Source organism: Methylorubrum sp. B1-46, from assembly GCF_021117295.1.
GTDB lineage: Bacteria > Pseudomonadota > Alphaproteobacteria > Rhizobiales > Beijerinckiaceae > Methylobacterium.
This window is the reverse complement of record NZ_CP088247.1, coordinates 523394-541951: the sequence shown is the minus strand read 5'-3', so window position 1 is coordinate 541951 and position 18558 is coordinate 523394. Positions and strand designations below refer to the sequence as shown.

Genomic DNA, 18558 nt, shown 5'->3' with positions numbered 1-18558 from the left:
GTCCTCTACTGTCCGCTCCCATCTGTCTCGCGTGCAAGCACAAATTCCGCTTGGCGAGGCAGGCTGGCGAGCCGATGTGGATGGATCGACATCGGGCGCGTCAGGAGGCGCGCCTGAAGGATAGGGTGCTGCAGGCGGGCCTGGATGAGGCCGCCTGCTTTCTGGAGCGGGCAGATCCGCTGGGCCGCCCGAACGCATGGCTGGTGCGGTTGGTGGCGGCGATAGAGCTTCGTCCTGTATATCGGATCCGGGGCGAAGCTTTATCTCGCTGTTTATCCATCGTCTTCTTTCGAAAGCCGGCAATCACCTTTCGGGGCGGCGGCGTCCTGCATGCCGATCTTATTGGCCAGCTGTCCCAGGCTCACGGACGAAATCCGGCCGGCCGCTCGACCAGCGCCGGCGCTGCCACACATCGAGATGGGTGAAGGTGTCGTAGAGACCGATGCCGCCCTCGGAGAAGAATGAGGCGGCGAGTGCGACCGCGCGCGGCGGGTAGCCCCGCACCTGCACGTCTGCCGCGTAGCCGTAGAGGTGCATCGACGTGCGGGCGGCGTTCTCCAGGGCTGCGTTATGCCGGGGCGTGCGGTAGCCGCTCGTCACCACCAGGGGAAGCGCGGAACCGTGCACCGCCGACATGCTCGCCTGAACGCCGGCCAGGATGTCGAACAGGCGCGGCTCCATCCAGACCGCGCGGTCGTCGTCGTGGATGTCGCGCATGAACCACGACAGGAGGAGCATCTGCGGCCGGTCGTAGCCCTCCGCAGTGCGGAAGCGGCTCGATACCTCCGTGCCGTCCGGCCGCATCAGCCAGAGGCGGTCACGGCCAGCGGGTGCATCCCGCAACGGCTCGGAAGCCCCCGCCACGGCCTGGTCGAGCCCCAAGACGAGACCGAGGCCCGCGAGGCATGTGCGGCGTGTGAGGCCGCCGCTCCGGCCGCTCACCGGAAGGCGGCCGGCGGTGCCGCCCGAAACGTCGGGCTGACTATCAGGCTGATCGTCCGCTCGCCGACGAAGGCACGCTCGCCACCGGACGCGACGCGGACGCCGCGGGCGGTGCGCGCGACCACCGGCAGGCTCACCGCACCGCTCCGGGCGAGATCGTGGTAGCGGTTCATACCGGCGAAGTCCCGGTCGAGCCGGTTGAAGTTGGTCGTAAAACTGGCGCGGGCCTCGGCGATCCCGACTGCGAGCCCTGATTCAAGCGCGACGCCCCAAACGCCTTCCTCGGATGTGTCCTCCGGCCGGATTTCGGCGACCGGGCTCGAGGAAGCCGGCGGTACGCGGGTGCTGTAGAGGTAGTCGCGCCAGTTCGGCGGCCTGAGCGCGAGGCGGGCCGGGCGGACGATCTCGAAGGCCCCGAGCGTCAGGTAGAGTCGGCGGTCGCCCGCCCGCTCGGCGAGCTTGTTGATCTCGGTGATCACCGGCGGCACCAGGGTGCGGTCGATCATCAGCGGCGCGAAATCGTAGCGGCGGTCGAGTTCGGCCCCGTAGGCGCCGTCGAGCTCCGCGTTGAGCCGGGCGGTCTCCTCGGCGAAGCCCTGCCGGACGCCGACGCCGCGGGCGGCCTGGGCCAGCACCTGCTGGCGGATGTCGCCGTTCTTCCCGGTATGCCCTCAACAGCTCCAGTGGTGCCCGATGCGCCGCGGCCGGACGTGTCGTGGTGGCAAGGCGGCGCCCTATTTGAGCTTTGGGAAATGAAGTTCCCTAGGAAAGAGGGGGGTGTCGATGGCAAAACCGCGGCTCAAGAGCAGGGATCCTATAAAGATATTGCTAAAGATCAGAGCCGCCCGGGACGAAAGGCTGTAAAGCTTAGAGAAATAGATGTTGCAGAGGATTGCGAATGTGACAGGAAGCAATAAGGACGTGAATCATGATTGAAATTCCTGAATATGTCATGTGGCAGTCTCAGCGCGATCCAAAAAAAATTGAAACGCAATTGCTTCTTCGCTCGCCCAAGATGCGAAAAATTGTTTCTCGAGTTGGTGGGATACTATCTTTGTATTTTATTGATGGCAGCTCATCCGGCAAGCGACAAGCGATGAAAGATACAATCAATGAATATATTGAGACATTCAAAAATGAAATTACACATTACAAGATCGGCAACAATCGATCATACAAACCAATAGATTACAACTTCCTTGATGGTCATCTCAAAACATTAGTAGGAAAAGGGAAAAATGAAGATTTTTATTGTTCTGTTTCTGGATTTAACCCCAAAGAAGATGAAGATCCATCTTTGTATAGAATGATCGCATTTGGTTTTAATGAAAACAATGAAGGTCGCCGCTTATCCGGCATCAAATTTCATTTTCCTCCGATGTTTATTCTAGATGATCTTGATAATTTTGTTGAAATGGCGCGTTGTTGGTCTGAACGGCTTGCCGTCGTGCATGGATCGGGAGGACTTGGTGTGCTGACTGAGCCTGGGCGTGAGATGGTTGGCAAAGTATATTATTATCCACTGATGCAAAAGTATCCTGCTCTCGAGTACGACGCGATGGGGGACTATTGGTCAGAGACGCGTCACGGGGGCTATGAACTGCCAAGGTCTTCAAACTGGCTCACCTTCTTGGGCGACGTCAATATTGCGCTTCTGGGTGGGGAGGACGCGGTGCGTGCCCAACTTACATCCGAGATGAGCCTGCTAAGATATTCCGGCGGATGCGTGATCCGCGCGGGTGAGCGACCGATCATCGATAGCAATGGAATCGGGGGCATTCCTGAAGTTTATAAGGATGTTGCTCGAATCATCAAACCGATACGATTCGAAGGGTATGAATACGGGATCATCGAGGTGCCGGAAGAGCGCGACAGCCTCGAAGAAACGATGAAGTGGATCCGCCGCTTCGATTGAAGAGGCAGATGCGCGATTGTTGGCCGTAATGCGATCCACACCCGATCCTCGAAGGCGGGGAACTGAACGAACCTGAGCCGGCAGCGCGCGTCCCTCTCACCTGGGCCGCGGACGTGTGCCTGACGCCGCGGGGCTCGGTTCTTGTGCCGGTGCCGTACCCGATCGTCGACTACGCCGACCACTTCGACGGCTACGCCCACACGGTCCGGTTCACGGGGCAGAAGGCGATGGTCCTGCGCTCGCGCACGACGCACGTGCACGGCGACGAGGCCGGCACGGCGGGGGGCGTAAGGTCGGGCACGCACTGGGACATCACCGAGCCGATCGGGCATGCGCCGCAGGTCCGGGCGGAGGGCTCGCCGGTGATCCGCCACCTCGACCGGTTCTGGATGAACCGGCGCAACACGGTGGGCGAGGCGGTCTACGTCAAGGACCAGCAGGCGCGCCAAGCACCGAAGGACACCGATCCCGTGCCCGGCAGCTTGCGCCGGGAGCCCTGAGGATGCTTCCCCGCGCCGCTCGCGGGGCCAGATCGGACGGATCCCCACCATGGCAGAGGCCGCAGCAGGCGCGCAGCAGTGGTCGCGCCCACCGCCTTCGTTGCCCGCGACGCCGAAGCTCACGCGTCTGAGACAGTGGGGGCGATGGCTGTTCAAGGGTGGGGGACCGGTCGGTCGCGCCGCCACGGCCCTGTTCGACGCCTCGCCGACGGCGATGCCGTGGTTCGACGAGATGCCGCGGGACGACTTCGAGCGAGCGCTGTTTGCCAAGGTGCGCAAACTCGAAGCACAAGGTGTCGATAAGGGCGAGATCCTGGAATAGTTTAACAGAATGGGAACGGATTGCTTGTGCAGGTGTCTCTGAGTATGGCTCGCCCCCTGATGCCCGATAATCACTGGCGCGAGATCGCTCCGCTTCTGCCGCGGCCGCGGTCCCGTCCGACGGGCGGGCGTGGTCCGATTAAGGACCGGGCGGCGCTGATCGGCATTCTGCTCGTGCTGCGCTCGGGATTGCCCTGGGAGATGCGACCCGCCGAGATGGGCGGCTGCGGGATGAGTTGGGGGGCCCCCAGTGCGATCTGGCGCGAGTGGACTTCAGCGCTATCACCGCGCCGATGCACTCGAACAGAACCTCGGTTCCGTCTGCCAGCGCCCTGGGCCTATGTCCTCGGTAACGCTGCATGAGGAGCCAACGTTGAGATAAGACCCGGCCCGAGCCCACCCCTCTTTTTGCGGGGGAGGGCACTGCTTGGCTTATGCCGCCAGTCCGCGCTTCTTCAGCAGCGGCTCGATGCTCGGCAGCCTTCCGCGGAATGCCGTGTAGGCTTCGCGCGGATCGCGCAGGTTGCCGGCACCGTAGATCGTCCGGCGCAGACGCTGCGCCGTCTCCGGGTGGAAGATGTCGCCGGCCTCGCGGAACGCGTCGAAGGCGTCGGCGTCGAGTACCTCGGACCAGAGATAGCTGTAGTAGCCGGCCGCATAGCCGTCGCCGGAGAAGATGTGCGCGAAGTGCGGCGCCCGGTGCCGCGCGGTGATCTCGGCCGGCATGGCGATGCGGCGCAGCGCATCCGCTTCGAAGGCGACGACGTCGAGCCCGTCCTCGCCTGCCGCGGAGAGATGGAGCGTCATGTCGACGATGGCCGAGGCGGCGTACTCCACCGTGGCGAAGCCCTGGTTGAAGGTCGCCGCCGCCAGCAGGCGCCCGAGCAGTGCGTCGGGCATCGGCTCGCCGGTCTCGACGTGGCGGGCATGGGCGCGGAGTACCTCCGGCTGCTGCAGCCAGTGCTCGTAGAGCTGCGAGGGCAGTTCCACGAAGTCGCGCGAGACCGCGGTGCCGGACAGGAGCGGATAGGTCACGTCGGAAAGAAGGCCGTGCAGGCCGTGTCCGAATTCGTGGAACAGGGTGCGGGCGTCGTCGAAGGAGAGCAGGGTCGGCTCCCCCCGCGGCGCGCGGGCGAAGTTCATCACGTTGACGATGATCGGCTTGATGTCGCCGTTGAGCCGTTCCTGCGAGCGGAAGGCGCTCATCCAGGCGCCCGAGCGCTTCGAGGGCCGGGCGAAGTAGTCGCCGAGGAACAGACCGACCTCCGAACCGTCGGCGTCGCGCACGAGCCAGGTCCGCACGTCCGGGTGATAGCGCGGCACGTCGCGCAACTCCTCGAAGCTCAGCCCGAACAGCTTCGAGGCGGTGTCGAAGGCCGCGCGGATCATGCCCTCCAGCGGCAGGTACGGCTTGATCTCGGACTCGTCGAGGTCGTGCTCGGCCCGCCGCAGTTTTTCGGAGTAATGGCGCCAGTCATGCGCTTCGAGGGCGAAGCCGTGACCCTCCGCCCGCACCAGCGCCTGAAGCCCCTCGCGCTCCTCCGCGGCGCGCTGGAGCGCCGGCTTCCACACGTTGCGCAGCAGATCCATCGCCGCGTCGGGCGAGCCGGCCATGGTGTCGTCGAGCTTGAGGTGGGCGAAGCTGTCGAATCCGAGGAGCCGCGCCCGCTCGGCGCGCAGGCGCACGATCTCGGCGATGATGGCGCGGTTGTCGGTCGTGCCGCCGGTCTCGCCGCGCCGGGTCCAGGCCGCGTAGGCGAGCGCCCGCAGATCGCGGCGGGTGGAGAAGACCAGGAACGGCTCGATCAGCGAGCGCGACAGGGTGATGACGTGGCTGTGCTCGGAACCCCGTTCCTTGGCGGCTTCCGCGGCGGCATCGCGCAGGAAGGGGGGCAGGCCGGCAAGGTCGTCGGCGCCGTCGAGCGGCAGGAGGAAGTCGCGCTCGTCGGCGAGCACGTTCTGGGCGAATTGCGTACCGAGTTCGGCCAGCCGGATCGCGATCTCGGCGATGCGGGCCTTGGCCTCCGGCGCCAGTCCGGCGCCGGCCCTTTGAAACCGGCTGCGGTAGCGGTCGAGCACGCGGCGCTCCTCCGCCCCCAGATCCTCCGCGTCGGCATCGATCGCCGAGAGGCGGTCCCAAAGCTGCGGGTTGAGGGTGACGGCGCTCGAATGCCGGGCGAGCTGTGGCGCGACCGCCCGCTCGATCGCCTGCAGCTCCGGACCGGTGTTGCTGCCCGTCAGGTTGAAGAACACGTTGGCCACCCGGTCGAGGGCCGCGCCCGCCCGCTCCATCGCCGCGACGGTGTTGTCGAAGGTTGGTGCCGCCTGGTTCCCGGCGATGGCCGCGATCTCGGCCTCATGCGCCTTCAGCGCGTGCGCGAAGGCCGGCACGTAATGCTCGGGCCGGATCGCCTCGAAATCCGGCAGGCCGAAGGGGGTCGACCATTCCAAGGCGTCGAACGGGTTCGCTGCCGCGGTGGCGCTGCCGGGCTCCCGCCCCTCGGTCAGATCGCGTGCGGTGTCGGCGGTCATGGACAAGAACCTTCGAGAAAATGTCGTGCGGCGATGCGCTGAACATAGGTTTGTGGGCCGAACCGCGCAAAGGCATCGCGGCCGATCCGGGCTTGCGGCAGGATTTGGCCGAGCGTGGCGGCGGCGTCCTTGCCGTGCATGGCCCCGGCGGCGGATGAGAGGTCGGGATGCGCGGTCGATTGAGCGGGACATACGCGGCATGAATTCTTTCACCGTCGCCTGCCTGCTGGCTGCCGGCCTCCTCCTGCCGCCGGGCCCGGCGCGATCCGATCCGGCCAATCCGCCCGCGACGGTGCCGCTGCCGCCGCCCCAACCGCCCGCGCGGCCGGAGGGCCTCCTGCCGCCCGAGCCGCAGGTCACGCCGCTGCCGCCCGAGCGCCCGGCCGAACTCGCCACCGGAGCGGGCAAGGAGGTCGGCCAAGAGACCGGCAAAGAGACCGAAAAGAAGATGGAGGAGCCGCAACCCGAGACGTCCTCCAAAGCGAAGGATCCTCCGAAGGACGGGGCTGTCGTGCTCCCCGCGACGCCGCTTCCGCCGGAGCGGCCGCCGGAACTGTCGGGTGAGCAGGCGCTGGCCCTCACGGTGTCGGCACCCGAGGACACCGCCTGCCTGCGTCGGCTGGAGCGGCTCGGCGCCCGCTTCGAGGCCATGGCGCCGCTCGGAAACGGCCAGTGCATCGCGCCGCGCCCGCTGAACGTCACTGCGCTCGCCGACGGTGTCGCGCTGGAGCCGGCCGCGACCCTGACCTGCCGGGCGGCGGAGGCGCTGGCGCGCTGGACGAGCGAGGTCCAGGTCGCCGCGCAGAAGCAGTTCGGCGACAGTCTGAAGAGCCTCGCCCTTGGCGGAACCTATGTCTGTCGCGGGCAGAACCACGACACGGACGCCAAGCTCAGCGAGCACAGCTTCGCCAACGCCATCGACGTCATGGGCTACGGTTTCGCCAAGCGCCCGAGCCTCAAGGTGACGGCGGCGACGGAAGGCACGCCCGAGGCGGCGTTCCTGGCCTCGGTGCGAATGGGCGCCTGCGGTTTCTTCCGCACGGTGCTCGGGCCGGGCAGCGATGCGGCGCACGGCAATCACCTGCATCTCGACCTGCGCGAGCGCAACGCGGGCCACCGCCTCTGCCAGTAGGCGGCCCCCTCGAACGAATTCTCGAACAAGCGCGCTTCGCCGCGGGAACGCCGAGGCTGGGCTATCGCTTCCTTCCCGTCATGATTTGAGGAGCGCGGGCAGGCGATGGGACGGGCGTGGATGCGGGGGGCGCTGGCGGCGCTCGGCATGTGGTCGGCAGCCGCGCAGGCCGCCGGGACCGAGGCACCGGACCTGACCCGCGAGGCGATCGAGAACGCGACGTTCCGGGAGCCGCAGGACGGGGCGAAGCCGGACAAGGCTTCCAAATCGGCGAAGAAGCCGAAGAAGGAGGCGGAGAAGAAGCCCGACCCGCTTTTGGTGAAGGTGCAGGTGCTGCTCGACCGGGCCCGCTTCTCGCCCGGTGCCATCGACGGACGCGACGGCGAGAATCTGCGCGGCGCGCTCAAGGCCTTCGCCGCGGCGCAGGGGCTGCCCGAGGGCGACCGGCTCACCCGCGAGCTGTTCGACCGGCTCCAGGCAACGGCCAAGGACCCGGTCGTGACGTCCTACACGATCACGGAGGAGGATGTGAAAGGCCCCTTCGTCGAGCGGATGCCGCCCAAGATGCAGGACCAGGCCGAAGTCGGGCCGATGCGCTACACCAACACCCGCGAGATGCTGGCCGAGCGCTTCCACATGCAGCGCGACCTGCTCTCCGCCCTCAACCCGAACGTGCCCCTCGACAAGGCGGGCGGCACGCTGATCGTCGCGGCGGTGCCGCCGCTCGGGGAGGGCAAGGTCGAGGGCGCGCCGGTGGCGCCCAAGGTCACCCGCATCGAGGTCGACAAGCGCACCAAGCGGGTGCGCGCCTTCGGGGAGGACGGGAAGCTGACCGCGGACTATCCCGCCTCGATCGGCAGTTCGGAGAAGCCGGCGCCGGACGGATCGGCGAAGGTGAAGGCCGTCGCCTTCGATCCCTGGTACACCTACAACCCGAAATACCGGTTCGAGGGCGTGACGGCCAAGAAGAAGTTCTCGATCCATCCGGGCCCGAACAACCCCGTCGGCGTCGTCTGGATCGACCTCTCGATCCCTTCCTACGGCATCCACGGCACGCCGGATCCGGAGAAGGTCGGCAAGACCGAGTCGCATGGCTGCATCCGCATGACGAATTGGGACGCGCGCGACCTCGCGAGCCATACCGAGAAGGGCGCCAAGGTCGAGTTTCTCGACAAATAGGTTCGCTCAAGCGGGGATCTGCTTGCGGTCCGCTCGGATCCATCCCCCGATCGCGAGCAGCAGCCCGTCGCCGAGGAAGGCCAGAGCCGCGGTCGCGAGCGCGCCCTGGAGCATCGCCGCCACGTTCTGGTTTTGAAGCCCGGCGACGATCGGCGTGCCGAGGGTCGAGGCGCCGGCGAGCGCCCCGACCGTGGTCACCGAGACGGCGAGGACCAGGGTCGTGCGCAGGGTCTCCACCAGACCTGTCGCGGCGAGCGGGAGTTCGACATAGGCAAGCACCTGTGCCGGCGTCAGGCCGATTGCTCGCGCCGATTCACGCGCCTCGCGGGACACCGAATCGAGGGCGCCGACCGTGCCCCGCAGGGTCGGCATGATCCCGTAGGCGACGAGTGCCAGCAGGGTGGGCGGTCCGCCGAAGCCGAGGACCGGCAGCGCCAAAGCGACGACGACCACTGGCGGCACCGCCTGGGCGAAAGCGGCGAGTGTGTCGATGCTGCCGCGGAATGCTGCGAACCGCGCCCGCGTGGCGATCAGGCCGAGCCCGACACCAAGAACGGCGACGACGGCCAGTCCGGTTGCGGCGAGCAGGAGGTGGTTCAGTACCAGCTCCGCCAAGCGCCCGATCGCAAGCGGCCGGTTCGCCCCTCCAACGCCGACGAGGGCGGTCACGCCCGGATGGCTTGCGGCGGCGAGCGCAAGTCCGAGAACGAGCGGCCCGAGGCCCGGTGAGAGGCGCCTCATCGCGGCCAATGCCGACGAAGGGCCGCCTCGAGACTGCCGAGGGCCGCCTCCGTGGCGAGCGAGAGCGCGATGATAGGAAGTGCGCCGAGCAGGATCAGGTCCGGCGCGAACTGGGCCATGCCGTCGAACACGAGGGTGCCGAGGCCGCCCGCTCCGACCAGGGCGCCGAGCGTGGCAAGACCGAGCGCCTGGACCGCGGCGACCCGCAGCCCGCCGACGAGCAGCGGGGCGCCGAGCGGCAGGCGGATCGTCGCCAGGATCTGGCGGCGGGAAAGCCCGAGGGCATCGGCCGCGGCGAGATGGGCCGGGCTCGCGGCGCGCCGTGCCGCCTGCTGGCCGCGCCAAAGCGGCAGCAGCAGGTAGGCGGCGATGCCGATCAGGGCGGGGAGACCGCCGAGCGCCGAGAGTCCGTAGGCGCGCAAGGCAGGCACGGCCGCGAGCAGCGCCGAGAGGACGGCGACCAGGCCGCCGAGCAAGGCCACCGCCGGAACGACCTGGATACCGCTGACGGCGAGTTCGACCGTACCGCGCCCGCGCCGCCACAGCGCGAGCGCTACGGTGAGGCTGGCTGCGAGCCCCAGCGCGCCGAGGGTGAGGACGAGGTGATCGAGTAGGGCCGCGCCCAGCATATCGGACCGCGCGCGCAACTCGACAGCGAGTGAGAGCGCGTCGAGACCGCCCGAGATCCAGAGACAGGCCAGCAATCCCGCCACGGCCGCGGACGCCGTAATGCCCCCGCCCGGCAGGCGAGCGCGCCGCGCGGCGAGGGCGAGCGCTGCGACCAGCACGACCATTCCGGTCCAGGCTCCGGAGCCGAGCCGTGCCCGCGTCGCGAAAGGCTTGCCAGCGGTCAGCTCGGCGGCGCCGGCGCCGAGTCCGGCCAGCAACAGGGCCAGGGCGCCGAGGCAGGCAAGGCCGGCGAGGCCGGCCGTGACCTTGTCGCGAGCCGCAGCGAGCAGGCCGGGCCCGAGGGCGGCGAGTGACAGACACGGCCAGAGCCAGGCGCCGAGGGCCTCGGCGGCAGCGATGGGAACTCCCGTCACGAGGCGGTTCGGCGCGAGGTGCAGCAGGGGCAGCAGCAGCAACGCGGCCGGGAGCAGGGCCGCGGCGCAGAGGCCGGCAAGCCAGCGGGAAATCACGGGTGGCTTGCCTCTCCGGCCAGCCACGCGCCGGCCACCGCGGCGGCGGTGCGCCCTTCCACCGTGATCGCCGCGTTGAGCCGCCGCAGGGTGTCGGCGTCGAGGCGGGCGAAGATTCGGTCGAGGGCGCGGCGGATCTCCGGGTTGCGTTCGAGCGTCGCGGCGCGGATCACGGGCGCCGGCTCGTAGACGATCTGCGCGCCCTTCGGATCGCTCATCACAGCGAGGTCGAGGGCCGCGAGTGCGCCATCCGTGCCGTAGACCATGCCGGCATTGAGCCCGCTGATTCCCTCGGCCGCGGCGCGCGCCGTCACCGCCGTGTCGCCGCCGGGGAGGCTGATGATGCGCGAGCGCGGCAGGGTGAAGCCGTAGGCGGCCTCGAAGGAGGGAAGGGCGGCGGGGCTTTCCACGAATTCCGTCGAGGCGGCGAGCCGGATCAGGTCGGCCCTTACGGCGCCCGCGAAGTCCAGCATGGTCGCGAGCCTGTGCGCGCGGGCCAAGCGGCCCTGCACCGCGATCAGCCAGGTGTTGTTGGCCGGTGCCCGGCCGAGCCAGACGAGCCCCCGCGCGGCGTCGAGCCGCAGGGCGCGATCGTAGGCGCTCGCCGACGACTTCCAGACAGGATCGGTCTCCGTCCCTGTGAAGAAGGCGACGTTGCCGGTATATTCGGGATAGAGATCGATCTCGCCAGCCAGCAATGCGGAGCGAACGATCAGCGTCGGGCCGAGCCCGAGGCGGCGCTCGACGGTGAGGCCCAGCCGTTCCAGAACAGCGGAAATGAGGTTTCCAAGAAGCGCTCCTTCCGTGTCGCTCTTCGAGCCGATCACGATGGGACGAGCGGGGGCGGCATAAGTGTATCCTGAGAGCATGGCTCCGGACATCGCTGCGAGGACGCCGCGCCGACTCACGGTTGAGCCGGCTCTGAGCCGGCTCGCGGTTGTCGCTTCGCTACGACAACGCGAAAGAAATGTTTCACCGAATAACATCGCGAGCAACAGCATAGCATGGCCGAGGCTTTCCGGCGCTTGACACGCTCAGCTTTACGGGCGACGGCTCAGGGTGCCGGGCAGCGTTTTCCGGGTGGGGCACTCGCTTTCGAAGTGTAACGAGAGCCTCCTCCGGAGCGTTCGAAGCGCAACCGGTCCGCCACAGACAGCGTTCCGGATCGGGAACGGATCGATAGGGAAGACGACCCGGCGTGAGTGTGGATTCGAACGAGGATCGTCTGTCCGGCGCGCGGGTGCTCGTCGTCGAGGACGAGGCGGCGATCTCGATGCTTCTCGAGGATATGCTGCTCGATTTCGGTTGCGAGATCGTCGGGCCGGCAGCCCGGCTCGCCACGGCTCTGGAGATGGCCCGCAATGAGAGCTTCACCGTCGCCATTCTCGACGTGAACGTGGCGGGTGAACCGATCTACCCGGTGGCCGAAGCCATCGCCGAGCGCAACCTGCCCATCGTCTTCTCGACCGGTTACGGCGGAGCGGGCATCCGCGAGCCGTTCCGCAACCGGCCGGTGGTGCAGAAGCCGTTCAGTCAAGCCGACCTCAAGCGCACCCTCGCCGCGGCCATCGCCGGCGCCGAGGGCTGACGCGGCCTGCGCTTCACAAGCCTTCGATCTCGAACGCGTTCACCAGGTGGCGCGGCCAGCGGCGCGGTGCCACGAACACCGCATCCGCCCGCAGGGTCGTGTCCGCCGGCAACGGATGACGCCCGAGCCAAGTCCGCGCAGCCCGTGACAGGCGCGCCCGCTTGCGGGCGTCGATGGCGATGGCCGCGGCATCGAAGGTTGCGCGAGCCTTGACCTCGACGAAGGCCACCGTCCGCCCGCGTCGCACGATCAGGTCGATTTCTCCGCCTGAAGCCGCGAAGCGGCGGGCGAGCGGCCGGTAGCCCTTGAGCATCAAGGCCAGGAGGGCCCACGTCTCGGCCGAGAGACCGCGGCCATAGGTGGCGCGACGGCGCGCCTCCCGATCAGGCGGAGGTCTCATCGTCCGACCGGCGGGCGAGCGCCAGAGCCCGGGCATAGACGACCCGCTTGGGCTGGCCGGTCTCGTCAGCGACGAGCGCCGCCGCATCCTTGATCGAGTGGCGGGCGAGCGCCGCTTCGATCCGCGCATCGAGCCCGGTGTCGGTCTCCCGCGCCGCGGCGTCCTCGGGCGCGGCGCCGATCACCACCACGACTTCGCCCTTCGGCGGTCCTTCCTCCGCGAAGATCGCGGCCAGACCGCCGAGGCTGTCGCGGCGGATCGTCTCGTAGAGCTTGGTCAATTCGCGCGCGACCGCCGCCGGCCGCTCGGGACCGAGGGTAGCGGCGGCATCCGCCAGCATCTCGGGGAGGCGGTGCGGCGACTCGAACACCACCAGGGTGCCGGGGATGGCGGCGAGCGCCTCCAGCCGGTTGCGCCGGGCGCCCGACTTCTGCGGCAGGAACCCTTCGAAGAAGAAGCGGTCGGTCGGCAGGCCGGCGGCGACGATGGCCGTCATGACCGCCGAGGGGCCGGGAATCGGCGTCACCGGGATGCCGGCGGCAATCGCCGCCTGGACCAGCTTGAAGCCGGGATCCGAGACCAGCGGCGTGCCGGCATCGGAGACGAGCGCCAGGGTCTCGCCGGCCTTGAGGCGCATCACCATCCGCTCGCGCACCGCCTCGTTCGAGTGCTCGTGATAGGACACGAGCGGCGTCGTGATCCCGTAATGCATCAGCAGGGTGCGGGTGACGCGAGTATCCTCGGCCAGCACCGCGTCGGCGGCGGCGAGCGTCGCCAGGGCGCGAAACGAGACGTCGCGCAGGTTACCAATCGGGGTGGCCACCACGTAGAGCCCCGGCGAAAGGGATTCCGCCTCGGCGGCGAGGCCGAAGGCAGTGAAGGTGGCGGGGCCGCGGGGCTTTCCCTCGGGGCGCTTGTCGAGTCGCTGTGTCATCGCCGCGACAATGCCACGGCCGAAGGCCTTTGGAGACCGGGGAAAGGCACGGCCTCACATTTACTTTTCACCGGCCCCTCCGCATCGTGACCCTGGATTGCGCTCGGCAAGGGGATCGCGATGACGCGACGCGGCGGACGGTGGGCGGTTCGCGCGGGAGCGGCGCTGCTCGGCCTCGGGCTCACCCTCGCGGGCTGCATCGGCGTTCCGGACGCGCCGCGACCCGCCGCACAGGTGCCGGCGGGCGAGCCCGGTCCGGCTGTGACAGGCGGCACCATCATCGGCACGGGCTCGGTGAAGGTCGCTCTGATCGTTCCGTTGAGCGGTCAGGGCGCCGCCGTCGGCACCGCCCTGCGCAACGCCGCAGAACTGGCCTACGAGGATTTCCAGAAGCCCAACCTCCAGATCCTCGTGAAGGATGATCGTGGCACGCCGGACGGCGCGCGCGAAGCCGCGCAGGCGGCCTTCGCCGAGGGCGCCGAGATGGTACTGGGCCCGCTCTTTGCCGGCAGCGTCCAGGCGGCGGGGAGCGCGGCGCGCGCGGCGGGCAAGCCGGTCATCGCCTTCTCGACCGATGCGGCGGTGGCGGCTCGCGGCGTCTACCTCATCAGCTTCCTGCCGCAATCGGAGGTGGATCGCATCGTCGACGAGGCGATCGCGGGCGGGCGCCGCTCCTTCGCTGCCCTGATCCCTGAGACGACCTACGGCAACGCCGTCGAGGCGCAGTTCCGCGAGGCGGTCGCCCGGCGGAATGCGCGGCTCGTCGGCATCGAGCGCTATCCCCCCGGCAATCCCGGCGCCGCGGTGGAGCGGTTGCGCCGGGTGATCGCCGGCGGCGGCGCCCAGGCCGATGCGCTGTTCGTGCCCGACACCGCCGAAGGATTGCTGACCGTGGCGCCGGCGCTCACGAAGGTCGGGTTCACGCCGGCCCGCGTGCGCCCGCTGGGCCTCGCCCTGTGGAACGACCCACGCGTCACCGCGCAGCCGGCTTTTCAGGGCGCGCGTTTCGCCGCGCCCGACATGGCGGGCTTTTCCAACTTCGCGCAGCGCTACCAGGCGCGGTTCGGGGCGGCGCCGCCTCGCACCGCCTCGCTCGGCTACGATGCCGTCTCGCTCACCGTCGCCTTGGTGCGCCAGTACGGCTCGCAGCGCTTCGCCGATGCGACGCTGACCAATCCGGCGGGCTTCTCCGGCCTCGACGGCACCTTCCGCTTCTCGTCCGAGGGCGTCAGCGAGCGGACGCTGGCGGTCTACGAGATCCGCGACAACGCGGCGATGTTGGTCAGTCCGGCGCCGAAGGTGCTCGGGCCGTCGGGGATCTGAGGGTTCCGGCAAGGGTCGCTTACATCGGATTGATCGGTCGTCGCGCCGCATGTCGGATCGTAGCGACTCCGATCGCGTCGGCGGCTTCATCGATCCGATAGTAGATCAGGTAGGGCAGGCGCGGGACGGCGATACGGCGTAACCCGCGACCCACAGGTCGCCCGGCTCTCGGATGATTTAGGAGCCCACGCAGAGCTGCGGCGAGTTGCTGCTCGACGCGGCGGGAGGCCTGCGGATCGCGCGCTTCCAGATAGGCCGCGATCCCTTCGAGATCGTCAGTCGCCCGTGCAGAGAGGCGTAGTTTCACGGGACGCTGCGTCGAAACGCGGCGGCGACGAGACCTTCGGGTTCACCCTCGCTGTAGGCACCGCGTTCGATTTGCGCGAGCCCTTCCAGGACGGCTGGAAGATGCTCCGGGTCGACGTCGAGCGGGATCTCGTTATCTGCAACCGTGAGAATGGCTTGCGCCAGACTCTCCCGCTCGCCTGCCGGCATCCGACGCAGGGCTTCCATGGCACGATCCAAGATATCGACCATGAAGATCCTCCTCGATCGAGAGCGTCGTCATGTTCCGAAAGCCGGTGACTACCTTCCGGGACGATGCGTTCGGTCTAGCACGAACGGCATCCGCCGAAGAGTCAGGATCAGCCCGCCAGCTCTGCCACCACCGCGTTGAGCACCGGCGCGCCGCGGGCGGTCGCGGCGATGCGGCCGTCGGCGCGTCGCGCGACGAGGCCGTCCGCCACCAGCGCGTCGAGGCGCCCGGCCTCGAGCGGCCGGCCCTTCAGCGCCGCGTAGCGGGCGGGGTCGATGCCCTCGGCGAGGCGCAGGCCCATCATCAGGAACTCGTCGCCCTGGTCCTCGGCGGACAGCGCTTCCGTCTCGACGATGCCGTGGCCCTCGCGCTCGACGTGGGCGAGCCAGCCTTCCGGCGCCTTCTCGGTCAGCGTGCCGGTGCGGCCCTGCGGCAGGACGAGGCGGCCGTGGGCGCCGGGGCCGATCCCGGCATATTCGCCGTAGCGCCAGTAGAGCAGGTTGTGGCGCGATTGCGCGCCGGAGCGGGCGTGGTTCGAGATCTCGTAGGCGGGCAGACCCGCGGCCTCGCAGATCTCCTGTGTCACGTCGTAGAGGGCGCGGGAGATGTCGTCGTCGGGCGGCACGAGGCGGCCGGCCTGGGCGAGGCCGAAGAACGGCGTGCCGGGCTCGATCGTGAGCTGGTAGAGCGAGAGGTGCTCGGCGGCGTGATCGATCGCCCGCCGCAACTCGGCGGCCCAGGCATCCGGCGTCTGTTCGGGCCGGGCGTAGATCAGGTCGAAGGAGAAGCGCTCGAAATGCGCCGCGGCGGTGCGCACCGCCGCCATCGCCTCCGCCACGCTGTGCAGCCGCCCGAGCCGCTTGAGGTCGCCGTCATCGAGCGCCTGGACGCCGAGCGACACGCGGTTGACGCCAGCCGATCGGTAGCCGCGAAAGCGCGTCGCCTCGACGCTGGTGGGGTTGGCCTCCAGCGTCACCTCGGCATCCGGCGCGATCGCCCAGGCGCCGGCCACGGCGTCGAGCAGGCCGGCCACCGTTTCCGGCGCCATCAGCGAGGGCGTGCCGCCGCCGAGAAAGATGCTGGTGACGGTCCGCCCCGGGGCCAGCGCTGCGGCGTGGGCGATCTCGCGGCGGAAGGCGGCGAGATAGCGCGGCTGATCCACGCCGGCATGGCGGACATGGCTGTTGAAGTCGCAATAGGGGCACTTCGCGGCGCAGAACGGCCAGTGAAGGTAGATCCCGAACCCCGCATCGCGGGTCGGATGGTCGGGCGGTGTCGCGGGGAGCATCGGCCTGTCTTGTGTGATCGAGCCGCTCGGGCGGTGCGGCCGTCTGATCCGCTGCCCTCATCCCGAGGTGCGAAGCGGGAGTGAAGCTTCGAAGGATCCTCCAGGGATCGCGCGAAGACTGGAGGATCCTTCGAGGCCGCTTCGCGGCACCTCCGGATGAGGGTGCAAGTGGGATCGGCGCCGTGCGACCGGCGCGCACTTCGTCCTATCAGCCGGATGTAAGCACGTTGGACCGCGTGCGAAAGCTCAACCCGGCCGGCGCAGACACGCCTTCGCCAGCAGGACGAACGCCCGCGCCCGGTGCGACAGCGCGTTGCCGCTCTGCCAATCGACGCCGTGCTTCTCCTCGGACGAGATCTCGCCGAAGGTCCGATCCATGCCCTCCGGGCGGAACATCGGATCGTAGCCGAAGCCGAGCGCGCCGCGCGGCGCGACGAGGTCGCCGAAGACGCGGCCCTCGAACAGCTCGGTATGCCCGTCCGGCCAAGCGAGGACGAGGGCGGAGACGAAGTGGGCGCGCCGGTCGCTCGCGCCGCGCCGGTCGAGCTCGTCGGCGATCCGCGCCATGGCGCCGTTGAAGTCCTTGTTCGGGCCGGCCCAGCGGGCGGAGAACAGGCCCGGCGCCCCGTCGAGCGCGTTGACGCAGAGCCCGGAATCGTCTGCGAAGGCCGGCAGCCCTGAGGCCTTGGCGGCGGCGTGCGCCTTGATCGCCGCGTTCTCGGCGAACATCGTTCCGGTCTCGTCGGGCTCGGACAGCCCGAGTTCGCCGGCCGAGACCGCCTCGACGCCGAACGGGGCTAGCAACTCGCGCATCTCCACGAGCTTGCCGGCATTGTGGGTCGCGATGACGACCTTGCCGGAGAGGATGCGATGCCCACTCACGCGATGGCCTTCCGCTGCAGCTCGACGAGTTGCGCCACCCCGCCCTTGGCGAGCCGCAGCAATTCGAGGAATTGCTCGTCCGTGAACGGCTCCATCTCGGCGGTGCCCTGCACCTCGACGATGCCGCCCTTTCCGGTAACGACGAAGTTCGCGTCCGTCTCGGCGGCCGAATCCTCGGCATAGTCGAGGTCGAGCACCGGCTGGCCCTTGTAGATACCGCAGGAGACCGCCGCGACGTGGTCCTTCAGAGGATCGACCGAGATGATCGAGCGGGCACGCATCCAGGCCAGGCAATCGTGCAGCGCCACCCAGGCGCCGGTGATCGAGGCGGTGCGGGTGCCGCCATCGGCCTGGATCACGTCGCAATCGATGGTGATCTGGCGCTCGCCGAGCGCGGGCAGGTTGGTGACGGCCCGAAGCGAGCGGCCGATCAGCCGCTGGATCTCCTGCGTGCGGCCCGACGGCTTGCCGGAATTGACCTCGCGGCGGGTCCGCTCGTGGGTGGCGCGGGGCAGCATGGCGTATTCCGCCGTGACCCACCCCTTGCCGGAGCCGCGCAGCCAGGGCGGGCCGCGCTCTTCCAGAGAGGCGGTGCAGAGCACACGGGTGTTGCCGAAGGTGACGAGGCAGGAACCTTCCGCGTAGCGGGCGACCGCCCGCTCCAGCGTGACGTCGCGCATCGCGTCCGCCGCGCGCTTCGAGGGACGCATCCGTTCAGCTCCGTGTCGAAATTCGAAGCCCGGCCTCTTAGGCGCTGGCGGCCGTCGCGGCAACCGCCCGATGGTCTCAGTCCATTCGGAAGCGAAAAGGGCTGCCGTCTCGCGACGGCAGCCCCTCCATGCTCAGCCCTGCCGGCCGGTCACCAGCGGCGGTGATGGTGATAGCGGCGGTGGTGATGATGGCGCGGATGGTGGAAGCGGTGGTGGCGGTGCATGTGGCGGCGGTGGTGATAATGCCGGCGGTAGTGGCGGTGCGGGCGGTACTGCACCTGCTCGATGGCATCCCCTGCCGTGGCCGCCTCGGTCTGAATCGGGAGCGGAGCGGCCTGTGCGGCGCGGGGCGCCGAGGCGAGCCCGAGGCCGGTCACCGCGATCGCCAGGGCGGCGGCCTTGACCATGGTCTTTCGTGCGCCTGTAAGCACTGTCGGGAGCTCCATTTTCGCTTGAATGACGGGTAGGCGGGTTCGCGCTCGAAAGCGCGGCCCTGA

At 68.7% G+C, this 18558-nt stretch carries 22 protein-coding genes and 1 pseudogene; 8 read left to right on the top strand and 15 right to left on the bottom strand.

Features of this window, described 5'->3' with window-relative positions; translation table 11 throughout:
* Window positions 1–339: 339 nt before the first annotated feature.
* Both LPC10_RS02645 and LPC10_RS02640 read right to left on the bottom strand, forming a co-directional pair.
* Window positions 340–864 carry a DUF882 domain-containing protein gene (locus LPC10_RS02645; RefSeq protein ID WP_231345347.1) on the bottom strand — a complete coding sequence of 175 codons (525 nt, stop codon included), beginning with the start codon at window positions 862–864 and terminating at the stop codon, window positions 340–342.
* A 74-nt stretch (window positions 865–938) separates the two neighbouring features.
* Complete coding sequence (locus LPC10_RS02640) at window positions 939–1577, bottom strand: type IV secretory system conjugative DNA transfer family protein (protein ID WP_231345346.1); 639 nt, start codon at window positions 1575–1577, stop codon at window positions 939–941.
* 293 nt (window positions 1578–1870) lie between these two features.
* On the opposite strand from LPC10_RS02640, the gene LPC10_RS02635 reads away from it, so the two are divergent.
* The 4 genes and pseudogenes from LPC10_RS02635 to LPC10_RS02620 all read left to right on the top strand — a co-directional run.
* Window positions 1871–2857, top strand: a complete 987-nt coding sequence (locus LPC10_RS02635) for a type VI immunity family protein (RefSeq protein WP_231345345.1) — start codon at window positions 1871–1873, stop codon at window positions 2855–2857.
* A gap of 149 nt (window positions 2858–3006) precedes the next feature.
* On the top strand, window positions 3007–3357 hold the full coding sequence (locus LPC10_RS02630; protein ID WP_231345344.1) for a DUF4150 domain-containing protein: 351 nt from the start codon (window positions 3007–3009) through the stop codon (window positions 3355–3357).
* Window positions 3358–3406: 49 nt separating this feature from the next.
* Window positions 3407–3679 (top strand): hypothetical protein, encoded by a 273-nt coding sequence (locus LPC10_RS02625; RefSeq protein WP_231345343.1) that lies wholly within the window; start codon window positions 3407–3409, stop codon window positions 3677–3679.
* 44 nt (window positions 3680–3723) lie between these two features.
* Window positions 3724–3915: pseudogene (locus tag LPC10_RS02620) on the top strand (transposase); the annotation flags it as partial.
* A 195-nt stretch (window positions 3916–4110) separates the two neighbouring features.
* Here LPC10_RS02620 and LPC10_RS02615 read toward each other — a convergent pair.
* Complete coding sequence (locus LPC10_RS02615; protein WP_231345342.1) at window positions 4111–6210, bottom strand: M3 family metallopeptidase; 2100 nt, start codon at window positions 6208–6210, stop codon at window positions 4111–4113.
* Window positions 6207–6350, bottom strand: coding sequence for a hypothetical protein (locus tag LPC10_RS02610; protein ID WP_231345341.1), 144 nt, complete (start codon window positions 6348–6350; stop codon window positions 6207–6209). Before LPC10_RS02610 ends, LPC10_RS02615 begins: the two co-directional genes overlap by 4 nt.
* A gap of 59 nt (window positions 6351–6409) precedes the next feature.
* Here LPC10_RS02610 and LPC10_RS02605 point away from each other — a divergent pair, with 59 nt between their 5' ends.
* Window positions 6410–7342, top strand: coding sequence for an extensin family protein (locus LPC10_RS02605; protein ID WP_231345340.1), 933 nt, complete (start codon window positions 6410–6412; stop codon window positions 7340–7342).
* Window positions 7343–7447: 105 nt separating this feature from the next.
* Window positions 7448–8521, top strand: coding sequence for a L,D-transpeptidase (locus tag LPC10_RS02600; protein ID WP_231345339.1), 1074 nt, complete (start codon window positions 7448–7450; stop codon window positions 8519–8521).
* A gap of 6 nt (window positions 8522–8527) precedes the next feature.
* Here LPC10_RS02600 and LPC10_RS02595 read toward each other — a convergent pair whose 3' ends face one another.
* The 3 genes from LPC10_RS02595 to LPC10_RS02585 are packed head-to-tail and all read right to left on the bottom strand — an operon-like array spanning window position 8528 to window position 11309.
* Window positions 8528–9262, bottom strand: coding sequence for an ABC transporter permease (locus tag LPC10_RS02595; RefSeq protein WP_231345338.1), 735 nt, complete (start codon window positions 9260–9262; stop codon window positions 8528–8530).
* Window positions 9259–10401: an ABC transporter permease subunit gene (locus LPC10_RS02590; RefSeq protein ID WP_231345337.1), complete on the bottom strand. Its 1143-nt coding sequence runs from the start codon at window positions 10399–10401 to the stop codon at window positions 9259–9261. Before LPC10_RS02590 ends, LPC10_RS02595 begins: the two co-directional genes overlap by 4 nt.
* On the bottom strand, window positions 10398–11309 hold the full coding sequence (locus LPC10_RS02585; RefSeq protein ID WP_231345336.1) for a glycine betaine ABC transporter substrate-binding protein: 912 nt from the start codon (window positions 11307–11309) through the stop codon (window positions 10398–10400). Before LPC10_RS02585 ends, LPC10_RS02590 begins: the two co-directional genes overlap by 4 nt.
* Before the next feature lie 290 nt (window positions 11310–11599).
* On the opposite strand from LPC10_RS02585, the gene LPC10_RS02580 reads away from it, so the two are divergent.
* Window positions 11600–11989, top strand: a complete 390-nt coding sequence (locus LPC10_RS02580) for a response regulator (protein ID WP_231345335.1) — start codon at window positions 11600–11602, stop codon at window positions 11987–11989.
* 13 nt (window positions 11990–12002) lie between these two features.
* Here the strand turns inward: LPC10_RS02580 and LPC10_RS02575 are convergent, their stop codons facing one another.
* Window positions 12003–12389: a YraN family protein gene (locus LPC10_RS02575; RefSeq protein WP_231345334.1), complete on the bottom strand. Its 387-nt coding sequence runs from the start codon at window positions 12387–12389 to the stop codon at window positions 12003–12005.
* Complete coding sequence (gene rsmI, locus LPC10_RS02570; protein ID WP_231345333.1) at window positions 12373–13323, bottom strand: 16S rRNA (cytidine(1402)-2'-O)-methyltransferase; 951 nt, start codon at window positions 13321–13323, stop codon at window positions 12373–12375. Before rsmI ends, LPC10_RS02575 begins: the two co-directional genes overlap by 17 nt.
* 120 nt (window positions 13324–13443) lie before the next feature.
* Between rsmI and LPC10_RS02565 the strand changes: the two genes are divergently transcribed.
* On the top strand, window positions 13444–14646 hold the full coding sequence (locus tag LPC10_RS02565) for a penicillin-binding protein activator (RefSeq protein ID WP_231345332.1): 1203 nt from the start codon (window positions 13444–13446) through the stop codon (window positions 14644–14646).
* A gap of 19 nt (window positions 14647–14665) precedes the next feature.
* Here LPC10_RS02565 and LPC10_RS02560 read toward each other — a convergent pair whose 3' ends face one another.
* The 6 genes from LPC10_RS02560 to LPC10_RS02535 all read right to left on the bottom strand — a co-directional run bounded on the left by LPC10_RS02560 (window position 14666) and on the right by LPC10_RS02535 (window position 18468).
* Window positions 14666–14953, bottom strand: coding sequence for a type II toxin-antitoxin system RelE/ParE family toxin (locus LPC10_RS02560; protein ID WP_231345331.1), 288 nt, complete (start codon window positions 14951–14953; stop codon window positions 14666–14668).
* A complete protein-coding gene (locus tag LPC10_RS02555; protein WP_231345330.1) occupies window positions 14950–15183 on the bottom strand; it encodes an acetyltransferase in 234 nt (77 codons plus the stop codon). The genes LPC10_RS02560 and LPC10_RS02555 overlap by 4 nt, the downstream gene beginning before the upstream one ends.
* 107 nt (window positions 15184–15290) lie before the next feature.
* Window positions 15291–16469: a radical SAM family heme chaperone HemW gene (gene hemW, locus LPC10_RS02550; RefSeq protein ID WP_231345329.1), complete on the bottom strand. Its 1179-nt coding sequence runs from the start codon at window positions 16467–16469 to the stop codon at window positions 15291–15293.
* A gap of 246 nt (window positions 16470–16715) precedes the next feature.
* Window positions 16716–17351: an RdgB/HAM1 family non-canonical purine NTP pyrophosphatase gene (rdgB, locus tag LPC10_RS02545; RefSeq protein ID WP_231345328.1), complete on the bottom strand. Its 636-nt coding sequence runs from the start codon at window positions 17349–17351 to the stop codon at window positions 16716–16718.
* Window positions 17348–18061: a ribonuclease PH gene (gene rph, locus LPC10_RS02540; RefSeq protein WP_133090820.1), complete on the bottom strand. Its 714-nt coding sequence runs from the start codon at window positions 18059–18061 to the stop codon at window positions 17348–17350. Before rph ends, rdgB begins: the two co-directional genes overlap by 4 nt.
* 149 nt (window positions 18062–18210) lie before the next feature.
* Window positions 18211–18468, bottom strand: coding sequence for a hypothetical protein (locus LPC10_RS02535; protein WP_231345327.1), 258 nt, complete (start codon window positions 18466–18468; stop codon window positions 18211–18213).
* Between the last annotated feature and the right edge of the window lie 90 nt (window positions 18469–18558).